The following is a 21,648-nucleotide window of genomic DNA, read 5'->3' on the forward strand; positions in this document are numbered from 1 at the left end:
TAAACACGTTTAATTTTTTTATGAGGAATTCTTAAGGGGAAAAATATGAAAATAGATTCAAAAAAAGAGCAACTAATTAACACAACAGTCCATCTATTAACTTCAAATAGGGATATTTCAAGTATTACAGCTAGAGAAATCATCACTAAAGCAAATGTCAATTTGGCTATGATTAATTATTATTTTAAATCTAAAGAGGCACTAATTAATACTGCTATTAAGAGAATTTTAAAATGCCATATGGATGAATATAAAGCTACACATGATAAGCAAAATCTAACACCTAAGCAAGAGTTAAAAGAAATGTTAATGACATTTTGTGATGTTATAATTTTATATAGTCACTTTATAGAGATTTCTGTACCTTACATATTAGTACAGGAAGATATTATTTATCCATTTGAAATGTTGCCTTTGATTAGGGCTCATTATAAAAATCACTACAACAACAAAACTGAGGAAGATTACAAGGTTATTGCATATCAAATAACTTCATTTATACAGTTAGTTCTTCTTCGCTCTAACGCTTTTTTAAGGTACAGCGGTATTGATATTATGGATGCAGAGAAAAGAAGTGCTTTAATTGACTCTCAATTAGATTTATTTTTAGTAGACCTCATAAAATAGTACTATTTAAGTTTAGTATTATGTCTATTTAGTACTATATCTATTTGGTACTATTTCGGTTTAATTATATGTCTACTTAATACTATATTATTTTAATACTATTTCAGTTTAATTATATATCTATTTAGTTTTGATACATAGCTCTGCCATACTCTGACATAACTTAAAGATATTCTCATGGACTCAAATACTTGCATTAAATAAAGGGGGAATTTTAATGTTTTTTACATTTATAGGGATAATATCAGCAGTTTTATTAGCATGTACAATTATATGTGGACTTTGGATAAAACTTAATAATCGCAATAATGACTCAAATTCTCACTTTACTTTTTCAATACTCTCAATTGTATTTTCATTGTTGATTGTTGTATCCTTTTTAGTAAAAAAATAGTGTTTTTACATCATAAGATAAAAACGTATAATTATTTTATGTTGTCTTCAGGTTATATGATAGAACCTTTTTAGGCAACTAGTTTTTGTCCTGTATCAATAATACTCTTTTCTATTGATTAAAATAAGTACAACAGAATCTTTTCGCAAATAATTACTATTCCTAAACAACTAAATAATTGTAAAAGTCTACAGTTTACACATAAACATATCTTTTATCTAAATAATTATAATACTCTACCATTTGCACATCAACATACCTTTTATCTAAATAACCATAACAATACCCTTTCAACAATTTTTCTAATTCAAACATTACAAAAAAACATCCAATTCTTACAACGAGACTTATATTCCCATACCCCTTTCAAATGCTATCATTGACTTACAAGATAAACGAAAGCGAGGATGATATATATGCTTAAAGTAAACAATTTATGTAAATCATACAAAACAGGTAATAAAACGTACCCTGTATTAAAAAATATTTCTTTTGAAATCAACAAAGGAGAATTCGTTGCCATCATGGGTGCATCTGGAAGCGGAAAAACAACTCTCTTAAACTGCATTTCATGCTTTATACCAATTGATGAAGGTGAAATAACTCTTGGAAACAGTAATATAAGAAACCTACAAGAAAAAGAACTTTCCGAAGTTAGAAATCAGCAGTTGGGATTTGTATTCCAAGATTTTATGTTATTTGATGGTCTTAGCGTCTTTGAAAATATCTGTGTTCCACAAATTATCAAAGGTGGTCAAGTTATACAAATGGAAAACCGTGCTACTAGCCTATGCAAGTTATTTGGTATTGAACATATACGCAAAAAATACCCTGCTGAAATATCTGGTGGAGAAAAACAACGTACAGCAGTAGCAAGAGCTCTTATGAATAATCCAGATTTGATATTAGCAGATGAACCAACTGGTAATCTTGATAGCAAATCTTGTCGTACAGTAATTGACTCATTCCTAAAAGCCAAACAAGAACTAGATGCTACTATATTCATGGTTACACATGATAGTTTTGCTGCTAGCTTTTGTGACCGTGTTATTGTCCTTAAAGATGGAATGGTCTACAAAGAAGTCACAAAATCAAATTCAAGACGTGAATTCCTAGACGAATTGTTGGAACTTTTAAAAGAAATGGGAGGCGGTCAAGATGACAATTAATAAATTATATGGAAAACTTCGAGCCTACAATTGGAAAAACTATACAACATTATTCTTTTGTATAATACTTTCTGTAGTCTTAGTAACTTCATATGCTTTAATTTATTTTAGTCCTACAGTACAAACAATCCTTCCAACTGGTGGAGATAGTAGAAAGCAAGCCATAATGATATTTGCAGTTGCTATATTAGGATGTGCTGTTTTTACTACTTACGCCTCTTCCCTATTTTTAAAATTTAAAAGTAGAGAAATTGGGATTTTTATGGCTCTGGGAACAGATAGGAAAAAATTGAAAAAGATTCTATTTTCAGAAATACTACTTATTTCAATAGTCTGTTCTCTTTTAGGTCTTGTATTAAGTATCCCTGTATCTTTTGGCATATGGAAGATATTCCAATTAGTAATTATTGATACAAGAGAAATGGCGTATCAGTTTGGAACTCAAGGATTTATATATGGTTTTCTATTTTGTATATTTGTAACTCTATGTATTTTCTCACTTTCAGTGAAATTCATCAATCGTACAAATATAATTGATATATTAAATGACCAAAGAATCTCTGAACCAGTGCATGAAGTAAAAAGTTGGTATGGCATATTGGGAACATTTTTTATGGTATTAGGACTTCTTCTAGGTTATGTAGTACCTTCAATAGTCATAAGTGAGTTTAATTACAGATTACCATCTATATGGAGCGTTACTTATATATTCTCTGCTATTGGAATTTACATGATTATGACATATGTAGTGGTACATGCAAAAAGAGGAAAACATCCAGAAAAATACTATAAAAATATTATATCTACTAGTATGATGCGATTTATGGGTAAGCAAACAGTAAAAAATATGTGTGTTATTGCATTTTTAATTGCAGGAGCATTATTTGCTGTATTCTATGTGCCTAATATGGTTACAGGAATCAACGAAAATATTAAAAAGAATCCTATCGATTACACATTCACTTATAATCAAAGAGTGAATCAAATATCTAAAAAAGAAATTGAACAATTAGCAGATAAGCACAAAGTAAAAATCCAAAACTATATGGAACTTCCTTCTATTGAATTAATTGTAGATGGTACAGACTCAATATTTAATGAAGATAGAACTATTGATGATGTATATATGAAAAAACATTCTTTAGCCATGTTCTTTAATTCTAAGGATTTCTCTAAGTTAATTGGTAAACCTATCACTATAAAAAATGGCGAATATCTTGCTGTTGTAAGTAAAGGGAATGAAAATAGAGATTATGATTTTCCAAAATTTATATCAAGCCCAGTAACAGAAAAAGAAACTCCTTTTAAATATGCTGGAAACCTAATATTTAATGGTTCTTTCTTTCAGAATAATAGTATGAATGCTTATGTCCTTAGTGAAGATGACTATAACGCATTTACTAAAGGTTTATCTATAAACAATTACAATAATTCTGTCCTATTTGATGTAGATAAAGCCACAGATACCTATGCTTTTGCTAGTGATTTAAAGGCAGAGACTATAAAAAGAACACCTAAGGAAATGGGAAGGAACACTGTTTATAATGAATATGTGAAAAAACGCTATGAATCAACTGGTCAAAAATATTTTGTGGATGAAGAATATCCAAATGGAGAAGGTTCTTTAAAATTAACTCCAGATAATAATCAATTATATCTCCAATGGAAGTACTATCCTAATTTTAAAACTTTACAGAGCCAAGATATGATAAAAAATATGGCAGTATTCTTGATGTTATTTATCTATGTAGGTATAATCTGTTTTACGGCTGTGGGAATCATTGCATATACAAGAGGTGTTACAATAGCAGTAAATCACAAACAGATTTTTATAGATTTGAGTCGATTAGGTGCTAACAACGACTATATAAAATTCTGTATTCGCAACCAATTAAAGAAAGTCTTCTCGTACCCTCTTATTACTGGAAGTTTTGTAATATATCTTTTTAACTTTATGATTATGGTAAACAATGATGGTAGAATTGTTCATAGTGAAGTCAATGCTCTTCTGATAAATCTAGGTTTATTAGTGGTTTGTGGGGTTTATATGTACCTGATATATCTGTTGACTTACAAAAAATTCAAAGAAATTGTTGGAATTTCAAAATAAGTTTGCTTAAATAATTCTAGATAAGACTTATCTAAGTAAGTCTATATAATTTTTATCTGTACGATTTTAGTCAAAACTTATTTAAGTAAGACTCTACTTTGCTATCTAGATATATTTTCTCTTTTATATATCTAGGTAGCTCAATTTATTATATACTTAATTATATAAATATAAAATTTGATTATATAAATATAAAACTTGAAAGGAGAATAATCATTGATTTCAATTTGTATTTGTGATGACGAAAAACAACAAAGAAGTATGCTAAATAAAATCATCACAAGAGAAATGGATTTGTGGGGCTATCCCTGCCAGATAAAAGAACACTCAAATGGCGAAAGTCTAATATACAGCCTAGAACATGAAAATTATTATATGGACATCATTTTTTTAGATATTGAACTTGGAGAAATTAATGGAGTTGATATAGCAAAAATCATTCGAAAATACTCAAAAGATACTATAATTATCTTTGTCACAGGTTTTTCTGACTATGTATTTCATGGATACGATGTAGGAGCTTTAAACTATATCTTAAAACCTTATAAAAGTGAAAAAATATGTGAAGTTTTAAAAGAAGCACTAAAAAAATTAGAACAATGGAAAGAACACTTCATTACAGTTCAGATTGGAACTAACCTTTGTAAAATCAATACAAAAGACATTCTCTACTTTAAAAGTGAATTAAGAAAGTTGACTGTAGTAACCCCTGACAAATCTTTAGAGTATTATGGAAAACTAAATGACATGGAAGATATTCTTCCATCTAATTTTATACGTACACATCAGAGATACATTGTCAATCTAAACTATGTAGATAGTGTAAATCAGACGTATGCTAAAGTACAAAATGAAAAAATTCCTATAAGTCGTCAAAAATATCAAGAAGTTGTAGGAAAATTTACAAGACATATGCTAGAATCTTAAATTTTAGAGAGGTTTTCAAATGGATGCTTATTCAATAATATCAAAAGCTACAATTTATATTACAGTTTTACTTAGCATTTTTATGGCTTTTTTTCTTTATAAACTAACATCTTATTTTATAGATTTTAGGAAACATTGGATTTTTAAAATAATATTGATTTTGGGTTATTCTATTATCACTCAAATGATAATATGGCTTTCTGACCCTGTAAATATCCTTTTTACACTACTTGGATATTTTATACTCCTTATAGTCTGTAGTAAAAGTAGGCTGCTTCCTATAATATCAGTTATAATGATACTCTACCCTATTATAGTTGGTATTAATTTTCTTTTTATAAACAATCCTCTATATAGAGAACTTGTAAGCTCAATTGAGTATACTGCAATACTTTCAATTGTTAAGATAGTTTCTGCCATAATTAAAGCATTTTTATGGTTTTTGATACATTTTTTCTTAAAAAATAGATTAGTTAATATAAAACAGTACCTTACAAATCACATATGGATTTTTATTGATGTGGTATGTATGTCCTCATTTTTATCAATATTAATTGCCATTATTTTGCCACCCACTAATTTAATTCCTATGGGTAGCGATTATAATATTATTTTAGGTAACTTACCTTATGGTACTTATCTAATTATTTTATCTGCAATCATAGCTAATATTGGTGTAATACTTCTTTTAAATCCACTAATTGAAAATGTAAAAATGAAGTTAGAAAATCAATCGAATCATATAAAAGAAGAATATTACGACTTACTAGAGAATCAACAGGTTCAGATACGCAAAATACGACATGACATAAATAACCACTTCCAAATGATTGAATCTTATTTAGAAGTTGAAGATATTGATGGAGCTAAAGATTATTTTACACAATTAAAACTTAGTTTCGGGACTTTAAGTGGTAAGCAGTTTTGTAAAAATCCTGCCCTTAATTCAATTTTAAATCTTCGTCATACAAAATTAGAAGAAAGTGTTGTTGATGTTCATTTTAATATAGATATAGACAATCACTTTGGTATAGAGCCAATGGATTTATGTACTATTTTTTCAAACTCTTTGGATAATGCTATTGAAGCATCCTTAAAGATTCCCAACTTATCCAATAGAAAAGTCGTACTAAAGGCACGTTGTGAAAATGAGTATTTTAGTTATTTATTGACAAATAACAAGGTAAATCCTATCACTAAAAAACAGGGCTTATTTATTTCAGATAAAGATAATAGTAAATCTCATGGATATGGTATTGAAAATATCAAGGAAATTGTTGATAAGTACAATGGAGAGTTGAATATTTCTTATACTGATACAGATTTTTCTTTATTTCTTTATATTAGGTTATGTTAGTAGAGAATTGAGAATTATACTATAATTAAGTCATGTTAGTATTAAACCTAAAATCATACTATTTTTGATTTATTATTGCAATCTCTATATTACACTATGTTAATACAAGACTGTTTTAAGTTTTTATACTCTTTCTCAGAATAAAATTGACAATATCTCAATAAATAAGGAAAGCCAGAAATGACTTTCCTTATTTTTAGATTATTTTTCCATTTTTTATATATGTAAATTCAACATGTTTTGTATATGTAAATTCAAATAGAAGCAAATAGAAGCAAAATGAATATAACAGCAAACCAATCAGGGAAATGTTGCATACTCTATCCTCTTCAACTATATAAGATTGAATACTGCAACTATAAAAAATACCGCCGAAATTAAAACTCCTACAACAATTCTTGTCATTGAAAAGCTATATAATTTATCTGGCTGTTTAACATCATAACGTACTAATGTATAACTTCCAACTTGTGCTGTCATAGGAACCTGTACACGATTTCTAGATGTATAAACTTTATTGCTTACCATATAAGTGACAATAGCCCACTTTGAATTTCTGACTCTTGCCGTTTCAGAATTTGGCATTTTGATTGACACAATAGTTCCAGTTGTTTGAGCTGTTTTATTATGCTTTAAAATGTAGACAATGCAATTTACCGCAGCAAATAATAAAACAATAACAGCTATAATGTAAAGAAATATAATGTCAGTACTCATAGTTAGACCTCCAATTATTTTTTAGGTTATGCTAAATCAGATTTATTATAAATCTTAATAGAAACAAAAACTGATATTACAAATATAGTTAAACTAATTAAGAGACCTCCGCTATATAAGGCACGTGAATTGAACATGTTTATAAAGTCAATATTCAATCTATTTTCCAGTTTTAATAGTAGTGGAAGAATAAAAGGTGAACCCATAATGATAACACCAAAGAAGAATTTTGTTTTTTCATATCCTAATTTGTATTGTACTGGTAAATAAATTCCTAAAAAAACTGATATAACTAACAACATCATTACAAACATTTCAAAATGAAAAACTCCTAATTGTGGTAAAAATAGTGTTTCAATCCAAAATATAAGGGAGCATGCACAAAAAACAATCAGGCAAAATGCATACTTCGCCAATACAAGCATTTTTCGTGGGTAAGGAGTTGCACATAATAGTGTAGATGCTTTAGGATATTGGCTTTCTTTTAAAGAGACATACTGCAAAAGCATGAAGATAGAGAAAATCGTCGTTAAAATATATCCCATAACTCCAGCATACTCTGGAAGTCTCCAAATCAAAAATATAGGAAATATTACACATACTGCTAACACAATAAGAACATATTTTTTTACAATCAAAAAATCTTTTTTTATTAAATGAATTAACATTATATTCTACCTCCCTCAATATTGGCTAACATAATATCTTCTATTGTAGTACGTTCAATAATTGCGTCTGGTATTACATTTTTTACTATTTCTGCCTGTTTTGTTATTCCTGTAAATCCAAAAGATGTTTCATTTATATTCACAAATAATTTTCGTGTATCTTTATCTAACTTCTGTAAGTCTCCCTTTACAATTCTATAAGTATCTAAAAGGTTATCTTTTTCTTCTTGAAATATTATTTTTCCGTTATCAATCATAATAAGCATATCTGCAATTTTATCCAAGTCAGAAGTTATATGAGTTGAGAAAAAAACACCTTTTCCACCACTCTCCATATATTCAGTTAATATTTTAAGCAACTGACTGCGAATAAGTGGGTCAAGACCACTTGTCGGTTCATCCATAATCAACAACTCTGCTTTATGAGAAAGGGCAAGTGCTAATGCATATTTCATACGCATCCCTTTTGAAAGAGTATTTATTTTTTGATTAGAAACCAATGAGAATTTTTCCATATACTTTTTAAAATCATCCTCACACCAAAACTTATACGCAGGTGCTATAATATTTTTCATTTCGGCTAAAGTTAATTCATCATAAAAACACCCATCATCAAGCACAATTCCTATACGTTCTTTTATCTGTTGTTCATTCTCTGCCATATCCATTCCAAAAAAACGAATATTTCCAACCTCTTTGCCTGTAAGCCCTAACATAGTTCTTAAAGTAGTTGTTTTTCCTGCACCATTTACACCAATAAACCCTGTAATACAGCCCTCTGGCAGAGAAAATGTAACATCTTGCAAGGAAAAATCTCCATATGATTTATTAAGTCCAGATATTTCAATAATATTATTCATGTTAATCCCCCTCATATAAAATATCCATCATGTCATTAAGTTCCTCTTTAGTGATATTTAAAGATTTTGCAGTTTGTATCATATCCTGCATTTTTTGTTCTACAAGTCGTCGTTTTGAATCTCTTAATAAGTCTATATTGCTTGTAGTCACGAAAGTTCCTACACCAACTTGACTTGTAATGAATCCCTCTTTTTCCAATTCCTCATAAACTCTTCGAATAGTTAATACACTGACTTTTAAATCATTTGCAAAAGCACGAATAGATGGTAATAAGTCGCCCTCAACTAATTCTTCTTTCAAAATAGCATCTTTTATTTGGTCTTTGATTTGTTGGTAAAGTGGATTATCAGAAGTATTTGAAATTAATATTTTCAAAAATAATCAATCCTCCTTAGTGTGTTGTTTCTATATACACACTATAAACTATATACACTTAGTTGTCAATAAATTTTCAGAAGATGCTCATTCCTAAACATCTGAACAGTTTCAGCAATTAGCAAAAAAGATGATGTAGTAGACAGGAAAACAGAAGTTTGAATGTGATTGTTATTTCATATCTTGGATGATATAATATTGAAAATAAAAATTTTTTAAGGAGAATAATTATGGAATATATTGTTGATGATTATGAATTGGATGCTAAGGTCTTCCTATCTTTAGCCAACAGTGTTTGGCCTGGTAAATATGACGTTGAAAAAACACAGAACGCATTAAAAAAAACAATCAATATTACAGCATATGAAGAAAACCAACTTATTGGGTGCATCAGAATATTATCTGATGGATACTATTTTGGTACAATCACAGAACTGCTGGTTTTACCAGAGTTTCAAAAGAAAGGTATTGGAAGCAAATTGTTAAACCTAGCCAAAATCCACACACCGACATCACTATACTTCGGTGCACAGCCAGGAGTTGAAGAATTTTATGAAAAGAACGGTTGTCAAAAAGATATGCAATCATATATGATTAAAAAGGATAGTCTCTAAAGAAAGCCCCATCCGCGTCTATACATGAAATTGAATTGACAAATCCTAATTTGCTGGGAGGATAGTAAAGCCAATCGAGTCAGTCAACGGTTAAGCTCGTCCATTTAAACCTTGATGGCTTACTACTACCCTCTCTGGTAGCATACCGATATTTGTTTCCAGCACCTGCTTCACGGTCTGAGTGTACTTCCTTGTAAACTTACCTAAACTTAAATTTAAATACGGTAAACTTAAATATGGTAAATAATATCCTAACTGTATCTATTAGAATATAACTCTCTAGCTTTTTCAGTTACCTCTTTAATAAAATCTGATTTGTTATCTGTATAAGCATCACGATTATGCTCATATTCCTTCCATAATTTCAACTTAAGATTTTCATATTCCTTCGCAATGCTTGGATTATCAATCAAATAATCTCTAAAAAACAATTCATCATTATCCCTTACATACCTTATATGTAAATGAAAAACCCGTTCTGCAAATCCGTCTACTGTATATCCCTTATTAAGTGAAATCCTATCACCACTTTCAGACATACAAATATAGTCATCTGACTCTGTTAATTCTTTAATCTCTTGCATATTGCAGTCAGGCTTTATCTCAATCAGTATATCAACAATCGGTTTTGCATAAATTGTATTCACAGCAGTACTTCCAATATGACTTATTCTCACAATTTTTTGCATAGGTAGTAGTTCAGTTAGCCTAGATTCTTCTTCTTCAAACCAGTCTTTCCAACATTCCCTATGATTAGTTAAAAATATAGGAAATAGCTCCCATAATTCTTCCAATGTCATCTCTGACAGTTGTTTTCTCATAAATCAGTTTCTCCTTTCAAATTAGTAAATTTAATTATTCTTTCTACAGCTTTAATTACTTTTGATTTTATTTCTTTCTACGATTTTATTACCTTTGATTTTATTTCTTTCTACAACTTTATCTCTTTTCTAATCTTACTTAGAGAACACTCAGCTTCATTTTTTATTAAATCATTTTTATCACTATATAAAACTTGCTCAAGAATATCTATACTTTCTTGAGTCTTAAAAGAAGAAAGGCACATTATACATTTCCAAATAATTAAATCATCTTCCAAATACTTTTCCATTACACTTACAATCTTTTTAAAATAATACTCATTAGATGTCTCTTGATTATAAAATATCATAAATCCTATAGCATCAATTACCTCAGAAATCTTAATCCTATCATCACTCTCTAAAACATCAAACAATACAGGTAAAACCTCTACATTCATCCTTGCTAAACTTCTTGCAATTATATCCCTTGCCAACGGATAACTCTTCTTTTTAGAAACCCTATCTGGCAAACATTTATGTTGATTATTTCCTATTATTCCAAGATATTTAATCATCTGTTTTGCAGTATAAATATTACCCTTTTCAAGGGCACTACAAATCTCAATCTTCGTATATAGAGATTTTTCAACACAAAGCTTTCCTAACAAAAATTCTACAAATTCTTTATTTTCTACTCCATATCTTTTTGACATTAAGTTTATAGAAACTGACCTTTCAACTGCTTTTGATGAATTTACTAGTTCTAATAACTCTTCATCTGAATACGATTGAAATTTATTGATATATTCTTCTGTAATAAAACCTCGCTTCATCAAATCTTCATTAGTACTTTTCATAAATCGACCTCATATTATTATTTTTTATCAGATATAAAATAGTTAAACAAAATTAGTCAGACAGGATTATTTTTCTCATTGCACTATGAACTGCTATATATTAAATCTATCCACCTTACTTCTATATTAACCTTAACTAAATTAAATCTATGTCATCACTAAATTTAACTCTAATATCATAACGGATACCCTTAAATTTAACAATTTAATATTACCTACAACAAGCTAATATACTTCCTTTGCATCCCTCGGTAAACTTCTCACATGCTCCAAAAAACTCCTACTAGCATCTGCTTCCTCTTTATTGTATTTGTATCCTAATTTATTGGACACCTCAACAGCAACCTCATCAAACAAATCGCACATTGATAATGTAGCATTCCATATATTATCTACTTTACCATCAGAATATGTACTCAAAAAACGATTATACATATCTTCCTCAAGGAAATTACACATATATTTTCCAGACTTCCCAACACTACAAGTATAATTCGTATCTATTCCAATTTTCCAAGAAAGTAAATTTATTAAATTAGGTCTAATATGATAATTTATCATATCCATAACATAAGGAACTTCTTCTCTCCAAAGCCCTTTTGCCACATTATTAAGACACCACCAAAAATTATTACAATCGCATATAAACTCATTTTCTAATGGTTTTTTAACATGATAATCTTCATCTGTAGATTCTTGTATTTGAGGCAAAATATCATCTTTGTCCAATAAAGCAACACATAGCTTATCTAATAGTATCTTTTTAAGAGAAAATGGAATAGATTCAACATGTAAATCTAGCCTATTACCATCTTCAAATTGTATCAGCCATCCATAAGTTTCATCAAAGTTATGATTATCTCCTCTTAAATAGTCCATTTTTTCTGGCATTTGCATATATAGCCTTGAGCCAAAACAATCAATCCACGACTCATCTTCATAAAAAGGTTTTGTTTCTGATACAACATATACAATATCATAATCCTGAAAAATATCTTTTGGCACATTTGGATTTGTACGAGAGCCATTCATATAAACAGCTCTAATAAGTTCATTTTCTTTTGCTATATTTAGAATTAAATCAAGCATTTCTTTTTCAGTGCGCACTTTCCACCTCCATGAATCACTTTTGTAAACAAAAAACTACTAGTCCTCAAACTTCTTCAAACAAATAGTTGCATTATGTCCCCCAAAACCTAAAGAATTAGAAAGTGTATATCTCACTTCTTTCTCAATGCCACCCTCTACAACATAATTCAAATCACAATCTGGGTCAAAATTTTTATACCCTACAGTCATAGGAACAAATCCCTCATCTATAGATTTTACACAAACTATCGCCTCCAAAGCTCCAGCCGCACCTAATAAATGACCTGTCATTGATTTTGTTGAGCTAATAAGTACTTCTTTAGAAGCCTCTTTTAATGCTAACTTTATCGCATTTGTTTCGTATTTATCATTAATTGAAGTAGAAGTACCATGTGCATTTATATAGTCAATTTCACTTGGATTGATTCCTCCCTCATTACATGCCATTAAAATTGCTTGGCAAGCCGCTTCTCCTGTAGGGTCTGGACTAGTAATATGATATGCATCTTCTGTCACACCATAGCCCACTACTTCAGCATAAATCTTAGCATTTCTCTTTCTCGCATTCTCCAAGCTTTCTAATACCAAAACAGCTCCTCCTTCACCCATGACAAATCCATCTCTGTCTTTATCAAAAGGAATTGATGCTCTATCAGGATTATCGCTATTACTCAAAGCTTTCATATTATTAAATCCAGCCAATGTAAATTCAGTTATACATGCTTCAGAACCACCAGCTACACAGACATCCAATCGTCCATGTTTAATGGCTGTAAATGCCTCACCTATTGTGTGAGTAGATGTTGCACAAGCAGATACCAAAGCATAATTAATTCCTTTGAACCCATATTTAATAGCAATAGTTCCAGCAGCCATATTTGATATTAACATTGGTATTGTGTATGGAGAGACACGTCTACCACCCTTTTCTACAAACTTTCTATATTCACTTTCAAGAGTATGTATTCCACCTATACCACTACCAACTATTACACCAATACGATAAGGGTCAATTTCTTTAAAATCAGTTCCACAGTCAGAAATTGCTTGTCTTGTTGCTTCAACTGCATATTGACAATACAAGTCATTGTGTCTAATCTCTTTCTTAGAAAATGATAACAAAGGATTAAAATCTTTTACTTGCCCTGCTACTTTTACAGATAAATCCGCAGTATCAAATCTATCAATCATCTGTATACCATGATTTCCTTGTTTTACATTTCTCCAAAACTCTTCAATGTTATTTCCAATAGGGGATACTACCCCAACACCAGTTATTACAACTCTATTCATATTTGTTCTCCTTCTCATTATACTCTTTATACATATTACCCCACTCAAACAAAGAAACTAATACAGGACGTAAAGTCATACCTAATTCAGTTAAAGAATATTCAACTTTAGGTGGAACTTGTGCATAGACTTCACGATGCACCAAGCCATCATCCTCCATACTCTTTAGATTCTGTGATAACATTTTTTGACTTATATTTTCAATTGATTTACTTAATTCACCAAAACGCTTTTTCCCACTTATTAATTCTCTTAATATTAAAAACTTCCATTTATCACCTATCATTTGCAGTGTGATTTCTACTGGACAAGCAGGTAAATATTTTTTCATATTATCCTCCTTAACTAGCTTAAAGTTATATACTTACTTTTAGTTAGTATAATTATATAATACTATATTTACTATGTTAAGGTAACAGATTTTATTTGTAAAAAGCTTCTGTATTTATTTGTAAAATCTATCTATATTCATTTAAGAACTTATAAGATATATTTTTTCAATATTTCAATACAACAAGAGGTATCAACATATTGCTGATACCTCTTTTATATACTTAACATAATCACTTATTAATATATTTACAATATTTACACAATAAAAAATTAAAAGATAAAGAATTTAACCATCATGAAAGTATTACAGACAGTATTATCAAGTCTAGCTAAGTGTAGTAAGATTAATCCTCCATTTCCCTTTCATCAAATATTTTGTGCTGAAATATCACACATGCACCACCATATTCCGCATTTTCTATTCTGATTGAACCACCAAGCATCTCAACTAACTGCTTGACAATATACAACCCTAAACCAGAATGTCCTCCTTCAGTCTGTCTAGCCTCATCACCTCTATAAAACTTTTCAAAAACTTTATGCATGTCTTTAGCACTAAATCCAGTACCAGAATCACAAATCTCATATGAAATATATTCTTTTTCTGCCTTTGCTGATATCTTAATGTTTCCACCTGCTGGAGTATATTGAAGGCTATTAGATACGATATTATCAAATATTCTCTCCAATTTCTCTATATCAATCAAAACAGGTTCTTCTATATCACTTTGAATATTTAAAATAATAGATATTTCTTTTTTTCTAGCTTCTAACTCATAGTAGTATACTTTTCGCTCCAAAAACTCAGTCAAATTTATAGGAATTAACTGCAACTGAATACAAGATTTTTCAAGTTCAGAAGTATATTGCATTTGCTGAACCAATGAGACACTTTTATCTACATTTGCTTCTATGACTGCAAGATATTGACGTTGTTCTTCACTAATCTCAGTATCATCAATCAAAGCTTCTGAATATACCTTTACAATAGATAATGGTGATTTCAAGTCATGTGCTAGTGCTTCCACCATCTCTACTCGTTCTTGTTCTATTTTCCATTGTGAAGATAAAGATTTTTTTAATTCGTCTTTCATTTCTGAAAAGGCACTACATAACTTTCCTAGTTCATTATCTGCATAATAGTCTATTTCAAAATCAAGGTTCTTTTCTTTAATCTTCTGTGAACTATCCATCAAAAGTTTCAGTGGTCGATTGATATTCTTAGCAAGAATTCGAGAAAATAATATTGTAAATCCTATAATATATATAAAAGGAGATAACAGAGCAATCATAATAACCCTATCATCTTTCCAATGTCCAATTTCATTTCCATTTGCATAAGTAAGTTTCAATTGATAAGCAAGAAGAACAGCCCCTTCGATTTTTCCACTATCATCAATAACAGAAACCACTTTTACAAAATTACCCGAATCCATAATTTTTGTATTTAGTTTACTAAATAGCTCTTCCTTCGTTTTAAAAACTTGTTTCTCATACGTACCGTATATAAAATTACTGTCATTATCTACAACCTGATAGAATAACCCATCACCATGAATCATATTGTTCAAATCTTCTGCATTTGAAGGAGATAGAATAGTCGTATTTTTTTTATGAATGTATTTTTCTATTTTTGGTATCTGTTGTTCATAATAGTTTTCGCCATATATATCATTATTATTTATAGCTTGGATAAGCAACATAATGGCTACAGCATAAGTAATCAGTGATGCTAATACGCTGGTGATCATAATTAAAAAAAGTGTTCTACGAAACTGTGCTGAAAGCGACTGATTCTTTATACTCTTCATTATACAAACCTCTCTATTTCTAAATTTTATTCCATTTATACCCAATTCCCCAAACAGTAGAAATATATTCAATTTTAGGTGTTACTACAGAAAATTTAGCACGAATCTTCTTAACACGCTCAACAACCGTTGAATCTTCACCTTCTGAATCATATCCCCATACTTTTTCATAGATTTGTTCTCTAGAAAAGACCTGCCCTGCATGTAGTGCGAGTAATTCTACAATGTCATATTCTCTTTTCGTCAGGTGAACATCCACACCATCAATTTTGACTGCACGCTCCTGTATATCCAAACATAATTTCCCAAAATACATTTTTGGACGTTTATTCTTCACATTGATATATTGTGACCTCTTTTCACGGCGTAAATTAGCTTCAATACGTGCCATCAATTCCCTTAAGCCAAAAGGTTTCACTATATAATCATCTCCGCCAAGAGTTAATCCCTTGATTTTATCTGTCTCTGATTGCTTTGCACTTAGAAAAATGATAGGGCATACTACATCATCTCTTATGGTACTACAAACTTCAAATCCATCAGCTCCAGGCATCATAATATCAAGTATAATGAGGTCTGGCTGTTTCTTTGCTAATTCAATTCCATCATTTCCATTATATGCTATCAGTACTTCATGCCCCTTTGACTTAAGTTTTTTTTCTAATAAGTCTACCAATTCCCTTTCATCATCAACAATCAATATTTTGCTCAATTTTAATTACCCTCCAATACCTATGAGTTATGAACAAGCCTGTATTGTAACTTGCCCATATATTATCTGATAATTTTTCTCATTAGTCAAGTTTATGAAAATATCTACAATTATTAATCATTGCATGCTCTCCCTTCCCACCTATTAAACCATAAAATTCCACCAATTAGAAAAATGATAAGTCCAATTCCTGTCAAATTAAGCGCCCCTATTAACTGTGACTCTGCTCTTGGATAAATTGAAGTTGATGAGAAAGTCTGAAGATAAATAGATGGAAACATTGACATCTTTACTGGCCAAGCCCAAGGAACAAACATCCAGATTTTATTCCCAAGACTTGTTCCTCCAATCAAAGCAGCCATTAAAATACCACCCATGCTTATTCCTATAGATGCTCCCATCCCCCATGAAAAACTCACCCACAAATGAATAGCTAGAATTGGAAGCGTCCCTATTACTGCAAGTAAAGAGGCCATCATAAACAGGGAAATGTTAACTTCATCAGGTATTACAATATTCATTCCTACACAGATTATAAGTGATGAAATAAAAGTGCTGACTGCTATACAGAAAATCAATATAAAAAATTTTCCTAAGTATAACTTAATTCGTGAAACTCCTGTATTTAAAAAACCATTGAATTCTCCAGCTAATTCCTCCTCATGTATAATAAATCCTGATAGAAGACTTACTCCTACTGGAATTATAATTGCTGTCCATACTGTAAAATAACCTTCAAAAACAAATTTATATGTAACTTCAGGCCTAGCTATAAGATAAAAAATAACACAAAGTGCAATGACTACAGGTATAAAAAATGTAATCCAACGAATTGCTGTATGTTTTGTTTTTAGCCACTCTGATGATAATACTCCTATCATTTTACTTCCCTCCTATTAAACCAAATGCCTGTAATTACTGTAATTATAACAAATACAACCAGAGATACGATAATTCCAAAAGGAATCACAGATGAATCTAAAAGTGGATTTCCAGTCTCCAAAATAGTTCCATTTGGATGCACACCAACAATAGGGCACATCAGCCTCATAGCCCAACTCCATGGTACTGCAATCCATAAAGATTTTATTGCTGTAAGAACACCTCCCATCATACCTACAAGTGCAATTCCCATACTTAATAATGTTCCTTTCCATGTAGCTGCCCACAACTGAATCGGAATAAGTGAAAGAGAAACAAACCAACAAGTAAATCCTCCAGCAATAATCTTTCCAAATGGAATTTCTCCTTCTGACAAAAACAAACCACTCATGATTGTTACAACTATCAAAACCAGTGTTGAAAGCAGAGTGTAAACTGACATAGCCATAACCTTATTAATCCAAATAGTCATAGGTGAAACATTATATGCACACAAGGTACGATAATTCCCAGCTTTTCTTTCCTGCCCAGCTACTAAAGCGGCAAATAATCCCATGCCAAGAGGAAAAAATACAACTGGCCACGAATTAAAAATCAAAACTAGAAGATTGTCCCATGACCAAGAACTACTTTGAGATAATGGGTTTTTCAGGATTGTCGCTTGTGTTATACATGCATATAGTACAAAGAATATTGGAATAAAAACAATCAATTTCCCCATAAATGTTCTTTTGTATTTTAGAAGTTCAGATTTAAGTCTATTCATTTTTCTTTCCTCCTTTTAAGATTACATCAGAGAAGAATTCCTCCAGATTTTCATTTGGGTCTGGTGTCCCTTGAAATAATAGTCTTCCTCCACTAATAATTCCAATTTTATCAACCACCTGAGCAACCTCTGATAATATATGACTTGAGAGAATTACTGTAATTCCCTTTTTAGGAAAAGATGCAATCAACTCACGTAGTTCTTGAATCCCAAATGGGTCAAGCCCGTTGGTTGGTTCATCCAAAATCAACAGCTCTGGATTATTCAAAAGTGCAATAGCGATTCCAAGTCGTTGTTTCATTCCCATAGAAAATTGTGAGGCTTTCTTTTTTCCAGTGTTTTTCAAATCAACGGTTTCTAGAACTTCATGAATTTTTTCATTTGGAATTCCTAGAAGTCTTGTGTGAACTAGTAAATTTTCCTCTGCTGTAAGGTTTCCATATAAAGCAGGTGATTCAATTAGAGAACCTATTTTTGTAAGAGATTCTCGTTCCCACAACTTTCTATTAAAAAGAATCTGTCCTCCTGTTGGACGAAGAAGTCCAACAATCATTTTAAGTGTTGTTGACTTTCCTGCACCATTTGGTCCAAGAAGCCCGTATATACTATTTCGTTCAATTTGCAGTGAAATATGGTTGGCTGCCATTTGCTCTCCATATCTTTTTGATAAGTTTTTTGTTTCAAGAATTAAGTCTTTCATGTCTATTCATCCTTTCTTGTAATAATCTAAATTTATTTTCTATAGAAAGATTAACATGAAAAAATAACAATTCTATAACACTTATAATTTTTTATGAAAATATAATATTTATCCATAAGTGAAAAAAGTTAAACAGTACTTACAAAGAAAAAGAGCAGGATATCCTCCTGCTCTTTTTTCTTTGTTAATATTATGTATTTATATCTTACACTACTCTATTCTCAATACTTGTATTTATTCAAAAGCTTTAAACTCAAGTATATTTTCTTTAATATACTGCTTCATATTTCTTCAAAATACTGCTTCATACTTCTTTAAAACACTACTTTATATTTCTTTAAAATACTGCTCCAAAAAAGTTAATAGTGTTTCCATAGTACTTATACTAAAAACATGTCTTTTTAATTATCTTATCTATCATCAGAATCAAAAGGAACCCATGCATGCCCAAACTCTTTATCTTTAAATAAATATGATAATCCAGTTATTTGCTTTAGTCTAAGAATCTCATCAACATCCATCCCTAAGTACTTTGATATCCATTTATCAGATTTCCCAATATCACAAAGTTCCTTTATAATATTGCTCATTAAATCCACATTATGTGAACCTCTTGCACGATTATGACGAATAGTACTTGCCATTCTCTCATCAAGGGATTTATCAATTACTGAAACAGGAAGTACTCCACCTTCTCTATCATATATATCCTTATTTTCAAGCATTATTCGATATCTATGAAAACCATCTACAATAACATATTTGTCATTTTCTGGATTATAATAACAAACAATCGGCATTGTATATCCATCTTCTTTTATACTTTTATACAGCAACTGCATTTCTGGTGGAGCTACTGCATTTGGATTATAGTCGTTAGATTCTATCTTTTCAATTGGGACAGCGATGATTTCATATACAGGACTTTTATACTTCATAGCATCTTAACTCCTATCTTAGAAAATTTTTCATACTTTTTCTTAATGTATTCTGTTTTCATTCTTTGCTCTTTTGTAGGACTAAATCCCATAAACTTACACATATGGTCATTTTTTAAAATACAATAACACATTCTTTTCCAACTTGGTATATCTTTAGTAAATTTAATATCATCTGTGTCATCAGGTATATCTCCTAAGAATACGACTCTACTTTTTTTATCTTTTGTATGATTAGAAATTCCATTTATTTCTATATTATACCCTTTTCTTATCAACTCACATATAGCGATTTCTGGCAAACCACCGCCTTTTTTATGCCAAAAGTCTATAGATGTTGAAAATTTTTTAATATAATTATTTCTTATATTTTCAGGTAGTGTATCAAGCAGAAAATAAGTGAAACTTTTCCATGTATGTCCTTCTGGCAACTTTACACTGCGATACCCCATAGCTTTTGTTTTTCCATAAATAGAAGTAAAATTAGCCCCTTGTACTCTAGCAACCAATTTTACCCATACTTCTGGGTCCAATATCTTATATAAATTTAAACTCTCTTTTGCTGAATCATTGAAAGGAGATGCTACTCTCATTTTTCTTGGAGGCAATCCAGCTTTATAGAACAAATCATAGATTTTATTGTACTCATAGTCGAATTTATAATTGGCTACCCAAACATCTTCTAGTCCCCAGTCATATAAAGGAGATGCTGTCCATACATCTTTAAACTCCTTTGTTATCCAACACTTTCCTTTATATCCATGCTGTTTATTCACAATAGCACAATAACGTTGTAAGGATTCTGACGCTCTTGTCCCAAGTAAACAAACAACTTTTGCACCCTTATGTTTGTCTCTCATCCATCTACCAAATTGCTTTGCCAAACTTTCCTGCTTCATCTTATACTTATAGTAGGTAAAAGGATTATTTTCTTGATTTATTACGTATTCTTTGTCTGGCATTTTTCTTACCCATAATTCTTCTTTCTCATCATCCCATGGATACCAAAACATTTCATGATTACCTAAAGCTGTTCTCGTAGCCATTGGCAGACATACCCAATATGGTTCAATATCTCCAAGATTGTCTTCAAACATTTTTTCAACATATTCTGTTGTCATACTATATTGAGCCTCAAAATCTTGATGAAATACTCCTATTTTGGATTTTATATTATATTTTCTTTTATAATCCAAAACTAAATTCAATAGTAGACCACTGTCTTTTCCTCCACTGAAAGACACATAGATATAATCAAATTCATTGAAAACATAAGAAAGTCTGTCTTGAAAAGCTTCAAATACACTGGATTCCAAATATCTTTTATCCATTTGTAATTTCCCCCTTCAAATAGAAGTTTATGAAAACTTAGAATGTAATATTGTATATGCACTTTTAGCAGTAATCAACATAAATTATGCATCCTCTAAGTGCATAAATCCAAAAAATACATATAATTATAATATAAATCAATTTTTCTATTATAAACTATATTTTACCATTATTTTACATTATTTTCCAACAGCAATAATTATCATTATTTTTTCAGTATTTAGCTCAATATTTTATATTTTACATATTTTTTAAATTCAAATTTTTATTTTCCAAATTCATAATTTTTTAAGTTATACATTATATATATTTC

At 30.2% G+C, this 21,648-nt stretch carries 23 protein-coding genes; 7 read left to right on the top strand and 16 right to left on the bottom strand.

The annotated features are described in order from the left end of the window. Nucleotides 1-45: 45 nt before the first annotated feature. From KGF50_RS02155 to KGF50_RS02180, 6 genes are all read left to right on the top strand, one after another. Entirely contained in the window at nt 46-627 is a 582-nt protein-coding gene (locus tag KGF50_RS02155) for a TetR/AcrR family transcriptional regulator (protein ID WP_227846604.1), read from the top strand. Between the two features lie 217 nt (nt 628-844). Continuing rightward, nucleotides 845-1,021, top strand: coding sequence for a hypothetical protein (locus KGF50_RS02160; protein ID WP_227846605.1), 177 nt, complete (start codon nt 845-847; stop codon nt 1,019-1,021). A gap of 416 nt (nt 1,022-1,437) precedes the next feature. Next, a complete protein-coding gene (locus KGF50_RS02165; RefSeq protein ID WP_227846606.1) occupies nt 1,438-2,190 on the top strand; it encodes an ABC transporter ATP-binding protein in 753 nt (250 codons plus the stop codon). Next, the gene (locus KGF50_RS02170; protein ID WP_227846607.1) at nt 2,180-4,300 is read left to right on the top strand and encodes an ABC transporter permease; all 2,121 of its coding nucleotides are present in this window, start codon (nt 2,180-2,182) and stop codon (nt 4,298-4,300) included. The genes KGF50_RS02165 and KGF50_RS02170 overlap by 11 nt, the downstream gene beginning before the upstream one ends. A 216-nt stretch (nt 4,301-4,516) precedes the next feature. Then, on the top strand, nt 4,517-5,227 hold the full coding sequence (locus KGF50_RS02175) for a LytR/AlgR family response regulator transcription factor (protein WP_227846608.1): 711 nt from the start codon (nt 4,517-4,519) through the stop codon (nt 5,225-5,227). Nucleotides 5,228-5,246: 19 nt separating this feature from the next. Then, the gene (locus KGF50_RS02180) at nt 5,247-6,584 is read left to right on the top strand and encodes a sensor histidine kinase (protein WP_227846609.1); all 1,338 of its coding nucleotides are present in this window, start codon (nt 5,247-5,249) and stop codon (nt 6,582-6,584) included. 333 nt (nt 6,585-6,917) lie between these two features. On the opposite strand, the gene KGF50_RS02185 is transcribed toward KGF50_RS02180, so the two are convergent. The 4 genes from KGF50_RS02185 to KGF50_RS02200 are packed head-to-tail and all read right to left on the bottom strand — an operon-like array spanning nt 6,918 to nt 9,205. Further along, a complete protein-coding gene (locus KGF50_RS02185; protein ID WP_227846610.1) occupies nt 6,918-7,301 on the bottom strand; it encodes a hypothetical protein in 384 nt (127 codons plus the stop codon). Nucleotides 7,302-7,327: 26 nt separating this feature from the next. After that, nucleotides 7,328-7,969: an ABC-2 transporter permease gene (locus tag KGF50_RS02190; protein WP_227846611.1), complete on the bottom strand. Its 642-nt coding sequence runs from the start codon at nt 7,967-7,969 to the stop codon at nt 7,328-7,330. After that, complete coding sequence (locus KGF50_RS02195) at nt 7,969-8,829, bottom strand: ABC transporter ATP-binding protein (RefSeq protein WP_227846612.1); 861 nt, start codon at nt 8,827-8,829, stop codon at nt 7,969-7,971. Before KGF50_RS02195 ends, KGF50_RS02190 begins: the two co-directional genes overlap by 1 nt. A gap of 1 nt (nt 8,830) precedes the next feature. Beyond that, the gene (locus KGF50_RS02200; protein ID WP_227846613.1) at nt 8,831-9,205 is read right to left on the bottom strand and encodes a GntR family transcriptional regulator; all 375 of its coding nucleotides are present in this window, start codon (nt 9,203-9,205) and stop codon (nt 8,831-8,833) included. Nucleotides 9,206-9,435: 230 nt separating this feature from the next. On the opposite strand from KGF50_RS02200, the gene KGF50_RS02205 reads away from it, so the two are divergent. Continuing rightward, nucleotides 9,436-9,819, top strand: a complete 384-nt coding sequence (locus KGF50_RS02205; protein WP_227846614.1) for a GNAT family N-acetyltransferase — start codon at nt 9,436-9,438, stop codon at nt 9,817-9,819. Between the two features lie 251 nt (nt 9,820-10,070). Here the strand turns inward: KGF50_RS02205 and KGF50_RS02210 are convergent, their stop codons facing one another. The 12 genes from KGF50_RS02210 to KGF50_RS02265 all read right to left on the bottom strand — a co-directional run bounded on the left by KGF50_RS02210 (nt 10,071) and on the right by KGF50_RS02265 (nt 21,334). After that, nucleotides 10,071-10,640, bottom strand: coding sequence for a GrpB family protein (locus KGF50_RS02210; protein ID WP_227846615.1), 570 nt, complete (start codon nt 10,638-10,640; stop codon nt 10,071-10,073). Nucleotides 10,641-10,750: 110 nt separating this feature from the next. After that, complete coding sequence (locus KGF50_RS02215) at nt 10,751-11,479, bottom strand: HEAT repeat domain-containing protein (protein ID WP_227846616.1); 729 nt, start codon at nt 11,477-11,479, stop codon at nt 10,751-10,753. A gap of 225 nt (nt 11,480-11,704) precedes the next feature. Beyond that, complete coding sequence (locus tag KGF50_RS02220) at nt 11,705-12,586, bottom strand: aminoglycoside 6-adenylyltransferase (protein WP_227846617.1); 882 nt, start codon at nt 12,584-12,586, stop codon at nt 11,705-11,707. A 39-nt stretch (nt 12,587-12,625) separates the two neighbouring features. Continuing rightward, complete coding sequence (fabF, locus tag KGF50_RS02225) at nt 12,626-13,861, bottom strand: beta-ketoacyl-ACP synthase II (RefSeq protein ID WP_227846618.1); 1,236 nt, start codon at nt 13,859-13,861, stop codon at nt 12,626-12,628. Then, nucleotides 13,854-14,192 carry a winged helix-turn-helix transcriptional regulator gene (locus KGF50_RS02230; RefSeq protein WP_227846619.1) on the bottom strand — a complete coding sequence of 113 codons (339 nt, stop codon included), beginning with the start codon at nt 14,190-14,192 and terminating at the stop codon, nt 13,854-13,856. Before KGF50_RS02230 ends, fabF begins: the two co-directional genes overlap by 8 nt. A gap of 346 nt (nt 14,193-14,538) precedes the next feature. After that, the gene (locus KGF50_RS02235; protein WP_255654709.1) at nt 14,539-16,005 is read right to left on the bottom strand and encodes a sensor histidine kinase; all 1,467 of its coding nucleotides are present in this window, start codon (nt 16,003-16,005) and stop codon (nt 14,539-14,541) included. 19 nt (nt 16,006-16,024) lie between these two features. Then, nucleotides 16,025-16,717: a response regulator transcription factor gene (locus tag KGF50_RS02240; RefSeq protein ID WP_227846620.1), complete on the bottom strand. Its 693-nt coding sequence runs from the start codon at nt 16,715-16,717 to the stop codon at nt 16,025-16,027. Between the two features lie 113 nt (nt 16,718-16,830). Then, nucleotides 16,831-17,598, bottom strand: coding sequence for a lantibiotic immunity ABC transporter MutG family permease subunit (locus tag KGF50_RS02245; RefSeq protein WP_227846621.1), 768 nt, complete (start codon nt 17,596-17,598; stop codon nt 16,831-16,833). Beyond that, the gene (locus tag KGF50_RS02250; protein ID WP_227846622.1) at nt 17,595-18,365 is read right to left on the bottom strand and encodes a lantibiotic immunity ABC transporter MutE/EpiE family permease subunit; all 771 of its coding nucleotides are present in this window, start codon (nt 18,363-18,365) and stop codon (nt 17,595-17,597) included. The genes KGF50_RS02245 and KGF50_RS02250 overlap by 4 nt, the downstream gene beginning before the upstream one ends. Then, entirely contained in the window at nt 18,358-19,065 is a 708-nt protein-coding gene (locus KGF50_RS02255) for a lantibiotic protection ABC transporter ATP-binding protein (RefSeq protein WP_227846623.1), read from the bottom strand. Before KGF50_RS02255 ends, KGF50_RS02250 begins: the two co-directional genes overlap by 8 nt. A gap of 410 nt (nt 19,066-19,475) precedes the next feature. Continuing rightward, nucleotides 19,476-20,003, bottom strand: coding sequence for an IbrB-like domain-containing protein (locus KGF50_RS02260; protein ID WP_227846624.1), 528 nt, complete (start codon nt 20,001-20,003; stop codon nt 19,476-19,478). After that, nucleotides 20,000-21,334: a DUF3440 domain-containing protein gene (locus tag KGF50_RS02265; RefSeq protein WP_227846625.1), complete on the bottom strand. Its 1,335-nt coding sequence runs from the start codon at nt 21,332-21,334 to the stop codon at nt 20,000-20,002. The genes KGF50_RS02260 and KGF50_RS02265 overlap by 4 nt, the downstream gene beginning before the upstream one ends. Nucleotides 21,335-21,648 lie beyond the last annotated feature (314 nt).

Source organism: Clostridioides sp. ZZV15-6598 (genome assembly GCF_020657705.1).
GTDB classification, from domain to species: domain Bacteria; phylum Bacillota; class Clostridia; order Peptostreptococcales; family Peptostreptococcaceae; genus Clostridioides; species Clostridioides difficile_F.